Raw genomic sequence first — 13328 nt, 5'->3', positions numbered from 1 at the left:
TTATACAAGGTGTTCCCCTCCATCTACATGAATAACAGCACCATTAATCCAGCTGGCTTCGGGTTGAATTAATAAATAAATGGCGTTCGCTACATCCTCTGGTTTAGTAAGTCGCTTATAAGGGTTTCTCTTTTTTGTAAAATCTACCAATTCATTATAGGAAGGGATTAATCTCAATGAAGGGGTATCTGTCACACCAGCATGGATACAATTGTATCGTATTCCGTGTGAGCTCATTTCCACTGCCAAATATTTTGTGAGTGTTTCGAGTGATGATTTGGCCATACCTACCGCGCCATAGCCAGGCCATGATCTTGTACTTCCTTCTGATGTTAGAGTGATGAATCTACTCTCTGAAGTTAATAGTTTAGAAGAGACCAGGATTTCATTCCACATTTGTACATTAAAGCACATGGCATCCATTGTTAGCTTTAGATCATCACTTCTCAATGGTTTATCACTGGTGATGTCAAGGCTGCCAAGATTTCCTCTCGTTATCGCATGCAGGACCAATTGAAAAGGTTCTGTGTCATTGCCTACTACCTCTAAAGCTTTTTCTTTCTCAGTCGCGTCAATATTGAAAGTTTTAAAAGTGCAATTGTAGGTTGATGAAATTTCATCAGTGAATTGATGTAATTCGGAAACTCCTTGTTTCCTGTCTCTATGAACGATAATGATTTCATCAAAAGATGCGGCGACCTTTTTTGCTGTAGCTTTTCCTATACCACTTGAACCGCCTAAAATCAAGGCTCTTTTTATCATATGTGAATGAGTTAAATATTCTTGATGTAACACCGTCTCCTTAATGTGCCAGTTGCCTCGGCATCAAATTCATGCCATAAATTCATGACACCGTTATTAGTTTCTAGCATCGGCCCTGTCGCAATTTGATTGACGCCTAACTTAATAAAATTGGAAAGGATGTCATTAAATATAATAGCATGAGCACCTAGTTTTTGATATTCAGGATCAACACCTATAAGGAAAAGATCCATCAAGGTGTTTTTATTAAAGTCTTTTAAAATGTGAATAAAGCCAAAGGGAAAGAGATGACCATTAGCTTTTTTTAATGCCTCCGAAATGGAGGGAAGGGCAATAGCCATTCCGACAACTTCATGTTGGTCATTAACTATTATGCTAATGAACTCTTTCTTAATAAAATCAAAATATTGTTTGATGTAATAGTCGACCTGTTTTGAAGATAACGGATAGTAGCCATACAAATGACTATATGATTTATTGAGTAGGTTAAAAACGGCAGGAGCATATTGTTTAATGTCCTTGTTTTTTTTGAATTTAACAGCTTTCAGGTTGAATCTACTTTCGCAAATAGAAGCTATTCGATCCAGTTTTTTTGAAGTTTTGCCTGGAATATTGCCTCTTCCTTCTATCCAGTCTACAGCTTTCTCAAATCCAAAATCTTCATAATGTTTTTGATAGTAGGGAGCATTGTATATCGTAGCCTGTGTAGCAGTGTGTTCAAAGCCTTCAATTAAGGCTCCCTCAAAATCCAAATCCGTGAATCCCATAGGCCCATGCATGCTTTGGGCACCTTGATTTTTCCCCCATTCAATGACTGCATCCATGAGTAAAGTGAAAACTTCTTTATCATCAATAAAGTCTACCCATCCAAAACGAACTAACTTCTTCTCCTCGAATTCTTGATGTAATAAGATTCCTGCTATTCTGCCAACAATCTCTTTGTCCTTTTTAACAACCCAATACTTGGCATTAGCCTGCTCAAAAGCTGGGTTTTTCTTAGGGTCCAGAGTGCTAAGTTCAAAACTTAGCAAAGGAGGAACATATGAAGATACTCCCTTGTATAGCTTGAAAGGGAATTTTATAAATGCTTTCAGATCAGATTTTGAGGTGACTTCTGAAATTTGAAAATTCATTCTGGTATGATGATTGTCTTGTGCTAAAATAATTTAGTCCTGTGACTATTGAGTTGATTATCTAACTTATTCTAATTTTGATGGCCTATGAACAATCAGTGCGTCATCCTTGCTGCTGGAAAAAACAGTCGTCTAGACACAGGTAAGCCTAAATCATTATTAGAAATTAACGGTATCTCTCTTTTGGAACGACACATTATGCTCTTTAAGCAAAATGGCTGTAAAGAGTTTTGTGTGGTCACGGGCCATAATCCAGACCCTATTCGTGAAAAGTTAGTAGAGTTGCGTGGTAAGCATCATGTGCTTATAGATGCAGTTCATAATGAAAGGTATGATTTGGAAAATGGGTTTTCAGTGAGTGTCACTGAGGATTGGATTAAGTCACAGAAATCAGAAGGATTTTTTCTTACAATGGGTGATCATGTGTTTGATCAGGGTTTTATACCAGCTTTTCAACAAGCAATTGAAAACCGAAAAGTGAATAAACATCTCTGTTTAGCGGTAGATGTTCCGTCTGAACAAAATTCGCATATCGATATTGAAGATGTAACTAGAGTTTTGGTGGACGATGCAGGACATATCCAATCAATAGGCAAGATGATTGAGGTATATAATAGATACGATACTGGACTTTTTTTTTTAAAGCCTCAAGTATTTCAAACTTTGAAATTGTGTTTTGATCAAAAGAAATACACCATATCGAATATGGTTAGTCAATTAATTAACGACCAAGAAGCAACTACTGTAGATGTTGTAGGAAGTGTTTGGAATGATGTTGACAATCCAGAAGATTTAAAGAACTCTTTGAATCTTAATATTTGAGTTTATTTAATGTTTATTTGCAAATTAATTTTCTGTTTTGTGGATTTCTTCGGTTAAGCTGTAGGGGAGGAAGACGTGGGAATTGCCACTTATATAAGTATGAGTAGATTACGGGAACGAACCAATCAATATACGGAGCCACAGCGTGTAAAAGCTCTAGGCTATTATCCTTTTTTTAGAAAAATTGAATCAGAACAAGGTACCATCGTAAAAGTGAATGGTAAGGATGTTTTGATGTTTGGCTCTAACAGTTATTTAGGTCTTACCAATCATCCTAAGGTTGTAGAGGCTGGAAGAGCGGCAATGAGTAAGTATGGTGCTGGCTGTGCAGGTTCACGTTTCTTAAATGGTACGTTAGATATCCATGAAGAACTAGAAGATAGGCTTGCTAAGTTTTTAGGGAAAGAAGCTGTCCTGATGTACAGTACAGGTTTTCAAGTTAATCTGGGTGTTATTCCTTGTATCACTACTCGAAATGACTTTATCATCATGGACGAGTTTGTTCATGCTTCTATTATCGAAGGTGCTAGATTATCTCTTGCAAATAAGCTCAAGTTTAGACATAATGACATGGAGTCGTTGGAGAAGAAACTCCAACGTTGTCCGAAAGATGCTTTTAAACTGATTGTAGTAGATGGTATCTTTAGTATGGAAGGTGATTTAGCCAGGCTTCCAGAAATAGTCGCTCTAGCTGATAAATACGAAGCTGTAGTTATGTCAGACTGTGCGCATGCTGTGGGCGTAATTGGTGATCATGGCGCGGGAACTCCTTCACATTTTGGCCTTACTGATAAGGTCGATTTGATTGGAGGTACATTCAGTAAATCTTTAGCGTCTTTGGGCGGATTTATTGCTAGTGATAGTGACACCATTAATTTCTTGAAGCATCATTCAAGATCAATGATTTTTAGTGCAAGCATTACGCCTCCATCTTGTGCTGCTGCTTTGGCTGCTTTGGATATCATAGAGTCAGATGATTCACACAGATTGAAGCTATGGGAGAATACACACTATGCTCAGAAGAGTTTAAGCGACTTAGGGTTCGATACAGGAGCGTCCGAGTCTCCGATCATTCCTATTTATGTTCGTGATTACATGAAGACTTTTCAATTGACTACAAGTCTTCTAGAAAAAGGTGTTTTTGTCAATCCAATTATCTCTCCAGCAGTAGCTCCTGAAGATACACTTATACGATTTAGCCTCATGGCAACTCACTCAAAGGAGCAAATTGATGAGGCTATTCATAAAATTTATGCTGAATACAAAAGATTAGAAATTCCATTAAAATCTTAAGTTGCGCACAGCAACTTAAGAAAGGAAGTCGTCAATCTTTCTTAAGATATCAGTTTCGCTGAATTTATCAGCTGGAGATTTAAATCCGAATGCAGATACTACAGGAATGTTTCCTGACAGTCCTTTGTCTTTCGCTACTTTGGCTAATCTCACTACATCTAGCATTACACCAGCACTATTGGGACTATCCTCAACTTTAAGTTTTAGTTCTAACTCAAATTTCTGGTTGCCAAATTGAGTTCCATTTACATTGATGTAACAGATTTTGGCATCTTTCAGGTGAGGAACATAGTCACTAGGTCCTATTCTCAATGCAGGCGCTTCACCTTCTTTAAATAAAGTGGATACGGCTGATGTTTTGGAGATACGTTTAGATTGAAGTCTAGACTCATCAATCATGTTTTCAAAGTCGGTATTTCCACCAACATTTAGTTGATACAAATTGTCGATATTGAATCCTCTGTACATTAAGCTTTCTACTAAAACTCTGTTTAGGTAGGTAGCACCAAACTGAGATTTGATATCATCACCAGCACAAACGAGTCCTGCTTCCTTGAATTTGTTGCTCCACTCAGGGGTAGAACAAATAAATACTGGGATTGCATTGATAAAGCCTACTCCTGCCTTCAATGCTTCTTCTGCGTAGAATTTCGCAGCCTTTTCACTACCCACAGGTAAGTAACATATTACAAATTCTGCCTCGACTTCTTTAAGATATGCCGCTACGTCAACTGGTTGTTGGTTGTCATCTACCTGAAAGGAGTTATGCATATGCGGAGCAACACCATCTAATACTGGCCCTTTAACTACTTCTACTCCATAATTAGGAACATCTGTAAATTTCTCAGCTGTGTTACTTCCAGCAAAAATTGCTTCAGAAACATCTTTGCCAATGAGACGTTTGTCTACATCGATTGCTCCAACAACATTTACGTCTTTTATTAGGTAGTTACCAATTTCCCTTCTTACGTAACCCTTGGTTTCTTGCTCGTTTTTGTAAAATTCTATTCCCTGAATGAATGAACTTGAACAATTACCCAGGCCCACAATGACAACTCTAATCATATCTCTTAAAAATTCGTGGCAAATTAAATAAATTTCAGTCGTCGAGACATAACATATTGGCAACATCTGAGTAAAAAGAATGTAATTGTGTTTGAACGGCGTTTTTTTTCACTTAAGTAGCAAGTCATGGGAGCGGAATTCATCAGATTATACCCGGAAAATCCTGAAGAGGATAAAATTCTTCAAATTGTTGAAGTCATTAGAGACGGTGGTTTGATTATTTATCCAACGGATACAGTCTATGGTTTGGGTTGTGATATCTTTAATAATAAGGCGCTGGAGCGTTTAAAACTTATTAAGGGCATTAAAGGAAAGAATATCAACCTGTCGTTTATATGCTACGACTTAAGTCAATTGTCGGAATATGCTAAACATGTGGATACACCGACGTTTAAATTGATGAAAAAGTGTCTCCCGGGTCCTTTTACATTTATTTTAGAATCGTCCAGTAAGGTGCCTAAGATTCTAAATGTCAAGAAGAAAACGATCGGTATTAGAGTGCCGGATAACAACATTCCTAGAGATATTGTGAAGTTTCTGGGTAACCCAATTATTACAACTTCCATCCATCACGAAGATGAAATAGTGGATTATACCACGGATCCAAGTTTGATATATGATGACTTTGAAAACCTGGTGGACATCATTATTGATGGAGGATATGGAAATAACCAGCCTAGTACAGTAATTGATTGTACCGGAGATTTACCAGAGGTTGTTAGAGAGGGTCTGGGAGATATTACCCCATATTTGTAAATGCAGAAAATTATTGTCGAGCCTCATTACTTGGGGAGTTTGGAATATTACGGACAAATTGTAGCTAGTGATGAAATACACCTGGAAGTGTGTCAGAACTTTACGAAGCAGACCTACAAAAATCGCTGTTACATATTGTCTGCAAATGGTATAATGCCGCTAACTGTTCCTGTTAAGTTTGATAATAGGACTCCTTTAAAAGAAGTTACGATTGATCATAGTCAATCATGGGCTAGAGATCATAAGGGAGCCTTCTATTCTGCATACGGTAAAGCGCCTTTTTTTGAGTTTTTTCAAGATTATTTCCACGCTATTTGGGAGAAAAAACATCAGTTTCTAATTGATCTTAATCTCGAAATGATGACAATGTGTCTGAAAGTCTTACAAATTGACAGGTCGATACAGCTGACAGAACAGTACGAAAAAATTCCCGATCATCGACTAAATGACCTCAGAGAACGAATACTTCCTAAAAAGACTTTTGAAGAAAGAAATTTATATCTACCTTTTCCCTACACCCAGACATTTGGCAACATTTTTGTCCCAAATCTGAGCATAATAGACCTCATCATGTGTGAGGGTTCGAGAGCCTCAGAAGTATTGACGCGATCTATGCATTGAGCGATTGAACAAATCTGAAATTTTATGCGTTTCTAAAACTCGGAGAATGCCGAGGATTTAAGTCGCATAAGCGTTAAATTTACTAATAGAGTACTCATTACCATATAATCCATTTTATGGAAGCTAAATTTTCAAATAGAGTAAAGGAAGTAATCTCACTAAGCCGCGAGGAAGCTTTGCGTCTTGGGCATGATTACATCGGAACAGAGCATTTATTGCTTGGCATGATTAGAGAAGGTGAAGGTGTCGCAGTAAGCTTGCTCAAAAAATTAGGAGTTTCTTTAGAAGAGTTGCGTTCGGCTATCGAGCAGGCTACTAAGGGAACAGCTACGAGTAATGTGAAAAACCTGGCCAATATTCCATTGACACGTCAATCGGAAAAGGTGCTGAAAATAACTTATTTAGAAGCTAAGATTTTTAAAAGCCAGCTTATTGGTACTGAGCACTTGCTTTTATCCATCCTAAGAGATGAAGATAACCTGGCTACTCAAATACTTGACAAGTTTGATGTGAGCTATGATGTTGTTAAAGAGCTTTTAGAATACCAAACGGAAAATCCATTGGCGCAATCAGATACTGATGACGGTGATGAAGATACAGGTAAAATGTTTGGTGGTTCATCATCTGGAGGAGGAAGTGGACGTGAGTCAGCGAAAGGAAATGAAAAATCCAGAACTCCGGTTTTGGATAATTTCGGTCGTGACTTAACGAAACTTGCAGAAGATGATAAGTTGGACCCAATTGTGGGTCGTGAGAAAGAAATTGAGCGTGTAGCGCAAATTCTTAGTAGAAGAAAGAAAAACAATCCAATTCTAATTGGTGAGCCGGGTGTTGGTAAAACAGCCATCGCTGAAGGTTTGGCCCTAAGAATTGTTCAGAAAAAGGTTTCTAGAATCTTGTTCGGGAAACGAGTGGTGACCCTTGATTTGGCATCATTAGTGGCTGGAACTAAATATAGAGGTCAGTTCGAAGAGCGTATGAAGGCTGTGATGAACGAAATAGAGAAGTCTCCGGACGTTATTTTGTTCATTGACGAACTACACACTATTGTAGGTGCTGGTGGAGCTTCCGGTTCTTTGGATGCATCCAATATGTTCAAACCTGCTCTAGCTCGTGGAGAAATCCAATGTATTGGTGCTACTACTCTTGATGAGTACAGACAATATATTGAGAAAGATGGTGCTTTGGCAAGACGTTTCCAGATGGTAATGGTAGATGCTACTTCTCCTGAGGAAACAGTTCAGATACTTGAAAATATCAAAGATAAATATCAGGATCACCACCATGTAAACTACACCAAAGAAGCGGTAGAGGCATGTGTGACGCTTTCAGATAGATATATCAGTGATAGATTCCTTCCGGACAAGGCTATCGACGTGATGGACGAAGCTGGCGCTAGAGTGCATATCAGCAACATCAATGTGCCGAAGCAAGTTGTAGAACTTGAAGAGCAGATTGAGGAAATCAAGAAAGAGAAAAATAGAGTAGTTAAAAGTCAGAAATATGAAGAAGCTGCTCAGCTCAGAGATAAAGAAAAGAAACTCCTTGCGCAGTTAGATGAGGAGAAAAATAAGTGGGAGGAAGAAACCAAGACTAAGCGATATGAAGTAAACGAAGAAAACGTTGCTGAAGTAATTGCGATGATGACTGGTATTCCTACCAAACGTATCGCTCAGAACGAGAGTATTAAGCTCCTTGCTATGAAAGAGGATCTTAAGAAGAAAGTAATTGGTCAGGATGATGCAGTTGTTAAATTGACTAAAGCTATCCAGAGAACCAGAGTTGGTTTGAAGGATCCTAAAAAGCCAATTGGTTCTTTCATTTTCCTAGGTCCAACAGGTGTTGGTAAGACGGAAATGGCTAAGATGCTTTCTACCTACTTATTTGATAAGGATGATACTTTGATCCGTATCGACATGAGTGAGTACATGGAGAAATTCTCGGTATCAAGACTTGTAGGAGCGCCTCCGGGATATGTAGGTTATGAAGAAGGCGGGCAGCTTACAGAAAAAGTAAGAAGAAAGCCTTACTCAGTAGTACTTCTTGATGAAATCGAAAAAGCGCACCCAGATGTATTCAATATTTTACTTCAGGTATTGGACGATGGCGTTTTAACAGATGGATTGGGAAGAAGAGTGGACTTCAGAAATACGATCATCATTATGACTTCCAATATTGGAGTGCGTGATCTTAAGGATTTTGGTGCAGGTATCGGTTTTTCTACATCTACAAGAAGAGATAACGCTGATGATGCAATGAAGTCGACCATTCAGAATGCATTGAAGAAAGCCTTCAGTCCTGAATTCTTGAATAGATTGGATGATGTAATTGTGTTCAACTCTCTTGAGAAAGAGCATATTCATCAAATCATCGATATCTCTTTGGAGAAACTGTTCAAGAGAATCGTGGACATTGGCTACAATGTAGAATTGACAAAGAAAGCTAAAGACTTCTTGTCTGATAAAGGATATGATCCTCAATATGGAGCTAGGCCTTTGAACAGAGCGATTCAGAAGTACCTTGAAGACCCAGTTGCGGAGGAAATCCTGAAAGGAGAAATCCAGGAAGGTGATACTTTAGTTGCTGATTGGGATGGAAAAGCTGAAGAGCTTCACTTCAAGTTGAAGAAAAAGAAGATCAAGCAAGAAGACAAAGAAAAATAGGAAAGAGGCCTCAGATGAGGCCTCTTTTTTGTTGCGGGGTATCAAAAAATCATTTGGTCACTCTTTTTTTAATTAAAAAAAAGAAGGGATGAAAACCATCATTTCATCCCTTACCTAACCTAATCATCAAAACTCACCTTATAAAAGGACCTTGAATTCAACTTATGAGTTGAATTATAATTTCTGCTGTGAAAACAGTAGGACAAAAACTCGTCCTACTTGTTTTAATCGGTTAAACTTCGCTCTATACATCTCTGATTTATCTCATGTGTCTTTGAAATTCTATCTAGGATAAAGCTCTGTTGATGTTTCTTTTTGTTAATGTTTCTTCAAAAGTAGGAATATGTAGTGCAGGAGTGTTTGTATTTACGATTTACGGTAGACGATTTACGGTAATTGGTTAAGATCAAAGGATAAATTGTTGAGAAATCGTAACCTTTAATGGTGTAAAGTAGTTTATAATATAAACTTAATTATATTTGAACTATGACTGAGAAGAATTTATCTGAAAAAGAGAGCCTTGCGCTTATATCAAGCATGATAAGCCAGGCGAAAAGTAACTACCAAAAGGGAGGAAGTTTCTATTTCTTGCTTTGGGGTTGGGTTGTAATGGTGGCTAACTTAACACATTATTATTTGGACGCTTACACGGATTATCCACACCCTTATTATGTGTGGGCAGTGACAATTCCGGCGGGGATTTTTTCAGCTATATATGGTATCCGACAAAAAAGGAAAGCCCTTGTTGTCAGTCATCTGGATAAACTGTATGGTCAGGTGTGGATGTCAATTGGTGTGGCTTTAATTATCATTCTGATGTTCATGAATAAGCTGGGGTATAATCACAATGCGGTGATCATATTGTTGGCGGCTATAGGCACATTTGTTTCTGGGAGCATGTTGAAGTTTAATCCTTTAAAAATAGGAGGCATGCTATTAGCACTGAGTAGTGTGATTTGCTTCAATGTTAGTATAACTGATCAATATCTAGTAGGTGGAATAGGTATATTCGCAGGATATTTGATTCCTGGTTATTTACTAAAAGGAAAAGAGAAATGAGTGGTTTTAAGCCATTAGATCCATTGCTTCATTCACAATTGAGGCTAGCCGTAGTGAGTTTGTTGCTAGGCGTAGAATCTGCCGAGTTTACGTTTATCAAAGAGAAAACAGGAGCGACTGCAGGTAATTTAAGCGTTCAGTTGGATAAACTTAGCGAAGCGAAATACATCGAAGTGGAAAAGGCGTTCAAAGGCAAAAAGCCTGTTACAACGTGTAAAATAACAAAGACTGGAGTTGAGGCCTTTGAGGCATATGTAAATGCTTTGAAAGGATATATAGAATAATTTTTTTACCCTTATAGTTTATAATATAAACTAGTTTACAAATATCAGAATCATGAAATCAATAAAAACAATTATTACAGCATTAGGTATTGGAGTTGCTTTTTTAAGTGCCTACTGTGCTACTGCACAGAATGTTACTACCTATCAGGCGTATGTTTCTAATAGTCAAACTATTTGGCAGCGGGTCATTGATCAATCCACAGAAAGCTCATATGAGAGAGCACTTGCTCAATATGGCTTTCTCAATAGTACCCTGTCAGAAATGGATGATGAAGCTTTTCATCGCTATTACGATGAGACAATCGATCTTTTGGATGAGTTAATCGATTCAGAAACAAAAATTGCTGAATGTAAGGCCTTGAAATCGTCTATATACGGTTTTGAGCTAGCCTATAACAGTTACAAAGGAATGTTTCTTGGGCCTAAAAGTTCATCACTTATTTCAGATGCCTATGGAATGGATGGTGATAATCCTTTAGTTGTGAAGTTATATGCAACCTCCAAGTTGTACACTCCAGAGATGTTTGGTGGTGATCCTGAACTGGCGGTAACGGAGTTTGAACGAAGTGTAAAATTATTTGAAAACAAAAGTGATACAACGCATAATTGGCTGTACCTGGACGCTTTGGCTCACTTAGGATTGGCATGTCAAAAAGTGGGTGACCATAACAAGGCATTAACTGTATTCAAAAAGGCGTTACAGTCGGAGCCCGATTTTGGGTGGGTTAAATACGGGCTAGCTCCTTCTTCAGAAAAAGCGTTGGCTGCCAAATGAGAATTATATTAATGGTATTCCTATTGGTAAGTGGATGGTTCGCTAATGCTCAGTTAGAAATCAGGTCACGCGTGTTGGATCAGGAGACTGGCGAGGCCTTAATAGGTGTTAATATTTTCTTCATCAAAGATTACGCTAGAGGAACTACCACGAATTTTGAAGGAGAGTTTAAGTTGTCAGTCATGACGGATCAAATGGCTGACACGCTCCTGTTTTCCTTCATGGGCTATCAGGAAAGAATGTTGCCTGTTAGTGAGCTGAGTGACGTTGTATATTTGGTAGCTAAGGACTTAGAAATGGGTGAGGTTTTGATAGTTGCGGAGCCCTTAATCGCTGAAGAATTTAAATTTGAAAAAGTTAATAAACTAGAAATCTACACGAACCCTGCCTCCAAAGCGGATCCATTGCTGGCAGTAAATTCCATGCCAGCTTCCACTACTACAGATGAATCCGCCTCCATTAGTTTGAGAGGGAGTAGCCCTGTTGAAACTGGGATTTTTTTGAATAATGTTCCGGTATATGATGCAATTCGCTATAGTCAAATAAATGGAGTGGGGACTTTTAGTTTGTTTAATACGGCACTTATAAAAAATGTGACGGTGTTTCCTGGTAATCCTCCATTGGAATTTGGAAATAGCACCGCTGGAGTGGTTTCAATCGTTACAGATGATGAGTCAATCAAAGCAAGTAATTCCTCTTTAATCGTTAGTCCGGCTAGTATTGGTTTACAAAGAAATCAGCGGTTGGGCTCTCAGAATCTGAAGGTTTTTAGCAACTATCAGCCAAGTGCCGCGCTCAAATGGATAAACCCAAAAGCTCTGCCGCAACTCAACTCTTTCAAATCAATAGATGGAGGCGCTTACTTGTATGGGCAATTAGCAGTTAAGGTCAATTACAAATCCTATAATTATGTGTTGTTAGAAGATTACGATTATCAGATGCTTCACCCGACATTTAGTGGATCTATTTTGCAAAATCGGAAGAAGGTTCTTAATGTTTCTAATCTTAATTGGAGTACACCTATTGGTACATTTTCCTGGAATCAAGGCTACACTTTTACGTCGGGTAAATACAGATACAGTTTGGCCGATTTTAAAGTCAATAATAAGACTCTTTTTCAAGGGTTAAGTTATTCCAAATTAATGCAGAAGTGGCAAGTGAAAAGTGGGTTGCAACTGGATATGAATCATTCGGAAATTCAGGGGATCTTGTTTCGATATCCATATGCTGTAGGAGCTTCATTTCCATTAGATACCATTGGTCAAAGTAGCAATTCTTCTGTAGTTGAGATTTTTGTATATGGAAAATATTATTTCGCTGACAATTTGATTTTTGGAGGGGGAGTACGTAAAAACCTGAATGGAGCAACTTATGATTATTTGAGTGCTCAAATGAATATGACTTATCTGATAGGTAATAGATGGAAAGTTATAATGGGTGGTGGTCGTTTCCATAAGTATGGAATAGATACAGATCAGGGGCAGGTGGTTTTTGTGAAAAGTGATCAGTTATCACTAGATGTGTTTTATGCGTATTCTGATACTGATGCATCTGCTTCAGTATTCACTAAACATGCAACTATTAATGGAGTGAAAATGCCTGTGAGTGGTTTTGAAGTGTTTTTGGATCAAGGGTTATCTGCACATTGGAGCTTTGATATAGCTTACACGTTTTTGACTGCTGACGAGGGGTCAGCCTTTAATATCAGTTATTTTATCAAATCAAATCTGCAATATCAAAAGAGCAACTGGATTTTGGCAATTAATAGTGTCTATCGAGAAGGACTGAGCTATTCTAGTGTAATCAATGCTGAATACGATACAGAACTTGGAGCGTACAGCCCAGTATATTCTGATCATCAATCTCAATACAGTGATTATTTTATTGCAAATCTGTCCATCAGTAAGTTGATGCCGATTAGTGAGGAATTAACTATGGTAGCTTTTGGTTCAGTTAATAATCTGACAGATCACGAAAATGTTCGCAATTATCGATATAATTCTGACTACTCTAATTCCGTCGCTCAATATTTAAGCAGAAGGCTGATCTATGCAGGAATCCAGATGAATTTTTAATTCTGTAAATACTTTAATAG

Annotated in this window: 12 protein-coding genes; 9 read left to right on the top strand and 3 right to left on the bottom strand. The window is 38.0% G+C overall.

Annotated features, from left to right (window positions below; translation table 11 throughout):
• Together NXS00_RS19715 and NXS00_RS19710 are read right to left on the bottom strand one after the other, a co-directional pair.
• Positions 1-762, bottom strand: a complete 762-nt coding sequence (locus NXS00_RS19715) for an SDR family oxidoreductase (RefSeq protein WP_258100988.1) — start codon at positions 760-762, stop codon at positions 1-3.
• An 11-nt stretch (positions 763-773) separates the two neighbouring features.
• Positions 774-1895 (bottom strand): hypothetical protein, encoded by a 1122-nt coding sequence (locus NXS00_RS19710; RefSeq protein WP_258100987.1) that lies wholly within the window; start codon positions 1893-1895, stop codon positions 774-776.
• Between the two features lie 87 nt (positions 1896-1982).
• Here NXS00_RS19710 and NXS00_RS19705 point away from each other — a divergent pair, with 87 nt between their 5' ends.
• The gene (locus NXS00_RS19705) at positions 1983-2717 is read left to right on the top strand and encodes a phosphocholine cytidylyltransferase family protein (protein WP_258100986.1); all 735 of its coding nucleotides are present in this window, start codon (positions 1983-1985) and stop codon (positions 2715-2717) included.
• 99 nt (positions 2718-2816) lie between these two features.
• A complete protein-coding gene (spt, locus tag NXS00_RS19700) occupies positions 2817-4010 on the top strand; it encodes a serine palmitoyltransferase (RefSeq protein ID WP_258100985.1) in 1194 nt (397 codons plus the stop codon).
• Positions 4011-4025: 15 nt separating this feature from the next.
• Here the strand turns inward: spt and NXS00_RS19695 are convergent, their stop codons facing one another.
• Positions 4026-5075, bottom strand: coding sequence for an inositol-3-phosphate synthase (locus NXS00_RS19695; RefSeq protein WP_258100984.1), 1050 nt, complete (start codon positions 5073-5075; stop codon positions 4026-4028).
• A gap of 126 nt (positions 5076-5201) precedes the next feature.
• Here NXS00_RS19695 and NXS00_RS19690 point away from each other — a divergent pair, with 126 nt between their 5' ends.
• The 7 genes from NXS00_RS19690 (at position 5202) to NXS00_RS19660 (ending at position 13308) form a co-directional block, all read left to right on the top strand.
• Entirely contained in the window at positions 5202-5831 is a 630-nt protein-coding gene (locus NXS00_RS19690) for an L-threonylcarbamoyladenylate synthase (RefSeq protein WP_258100983.1), read from the top strand.
• Entirely contained in the window at positions 5832-6452 is a 621-nt protein-coding gene (locus NXS00_RS19685; protein WP_258100982.1) for a WbqC family protein, read from the top strand. It begins immediately after the preceding gene.
• Positions 6453-6568: 116 nt separating this feature from the next.
• Positions 6569-9115 (top strand): ATP-dependent Clp protease ATP-binding subunit, encoded by a 2547-nt coding sequence (locus NXS00_RS19680; RefSeq protein WP_258100981.1) that lies wholly within the window; start codon positions 6569-6571, stop codon positions 9113-9115.
• 486 nt (positions 9116-9601) lie between these two features.
• A complete protein-coding gene (locus NXS00_RS19675; protein WP_258100980.1) occupies positions 9602-10174 on the top strand; it encodes a hypothetical protein in 573 nt (190 codons plus the stop codon).
• Positions 10171-10458 carry a winged helix-turn-helix domain-containing protein gene (locus NXS00_RS19670; RefSeq protein WP_258100979.1) on the top strand — a complete coding sequence of 96 codons (288 nt, stop codon included), beginning with the start codon at positions 10171-10173 and terminating at the stop codon, positions 10456-10458. The genes NXS00_RS19675 and NXS00_RS19670 overlap by 4 nt, the downstream gene beginning before the upstream one ends.
• A 52-nt stretch (positions 10459-10510) precedes the next feature.
• Complete coding sequence (locus tag NXS00_RS19665) at positions 10511-11233, top strand: tetratricopeptide repeat protein (protein WP_258100978.1); 723 nt, start codon at positions 10511-10513, stop codon at positions 11231-11233.
• On the top strand, positions 11230-13308 hold the full coding sequence (locus NXS00_RS19660; RefSeq protein ID WP_258100977.1) for a carboxypeptidase-like regulatory domain-containing protein: 2079 nt from the start codon (positions 11230-11232) through the stop codon (positions 13306-13308). The genes NXS00_RS19665 and NXS00_RS19660 overlap by 4 nt, the downstream gene beginning before the upstream one ends.
• Positions 13309-13328: the final 20 nt, after the last annotated feature.

This window comes from Marinoscillum pacificum (genome assembly GCF_024714495.1).
GTDB lineage: Bacteria > Bacteroidota > Bacteroidia > Cytophagales > Cyclobacteriaceae > Marinoscillum > Marinoscillum pacificum.
Note: the sequence above shows the minus strand (reverse complement) of the source record. Positions and strands in the feature narration are given on the sequence as shown.

Excerpts from the sequence above, each read along its gene's own strand:
- NXS00_RS19715 (WP_258100988.1), bottom strand. The coding sequence starts at position 762 with ATGATAAAAAGAGCCTTGATTTTAGGCGGTTCAAGTGGTATAGGAAAA.
- NXS00_RS19685 (WP_258100982.1), top strand. The coding sequence starts at position 5,832 with ATGCAGAAAATTATTGTCGAGCCTCATTACTTGGGGAGTTTGGAATAT.
- NXS00_RS19690 (WP_258100983.1), top strand. The coding sequence starts at position 5,202 with ATGGGAGCGGAATTCATCAGATTATACCCGGAAAATCCTGAAGAGGAT.
- NXS00_RS19705 (WP_258100986.1), top strand. The coding sequence starts at position 1,983 with ATGAACAATCAGTGCGTCATCCTTGCTGCTGGAAAAAACAGTCGTCTA.
- NXS00_RS19680 (WP_258100981.1), top strand. The coding sequence starts at position 6,569 with ATGGAAGCTAAATTTTCAAATAGAGTAAAGGAAGTAATCTCACTAAGC.
- NXS00_RS19660 (WP_258100977.1), top strand. The coding sequence starts at position 11,230 with ATGAGAATTATATTAATGGTATTCCTATTGGTAAGTGGATGGTTCGCT.
- NXS00_RS19665 (WP_258100978.1), top strand. The coding sequence starts at position 10,511 with ATGAAATCAATAAAAACAATTATTACAGCATTAGGTATTGGAGTTGCT.
- NXS00_RS19675 (WP_258100980.1), top strand. The coding sequence starts at position 9,602 with ATGACTGAGAAGAATTTATCTGAAAAAGAGAGCCTTGCGCTTATATCA.
- spt (WP_258100985.1), top strand. The coding sequence starts at position 2,817 with ATGAGTAGATTACGGGAACGAACCAATCAATATACGGAGCCACAGCGT.
- NXS00_RS19695 (WP_258100984.1), bottom strand. The coding sequence starts at position 5,075 with ATGATTAGAGTTGTCATTGTGGGCCTGGGTAATTGTTCAAGTTCATTC.
- NXS00_RS19670 (WP_258100979.1), top strand. The coding sequence starts at position 10,171 with ATGAGTGGTTTTAAGCCATTAGATCCATTGCTTCATTCACAATTGAGG.
- NXS00_RS19710 (WP_258100987.1), bottom strand. The coding sequence starts at position 1,895 with ATGAATTTTCAAATTTCAGAAGTCACCTCAAAATCTGATCTGAAAGCA.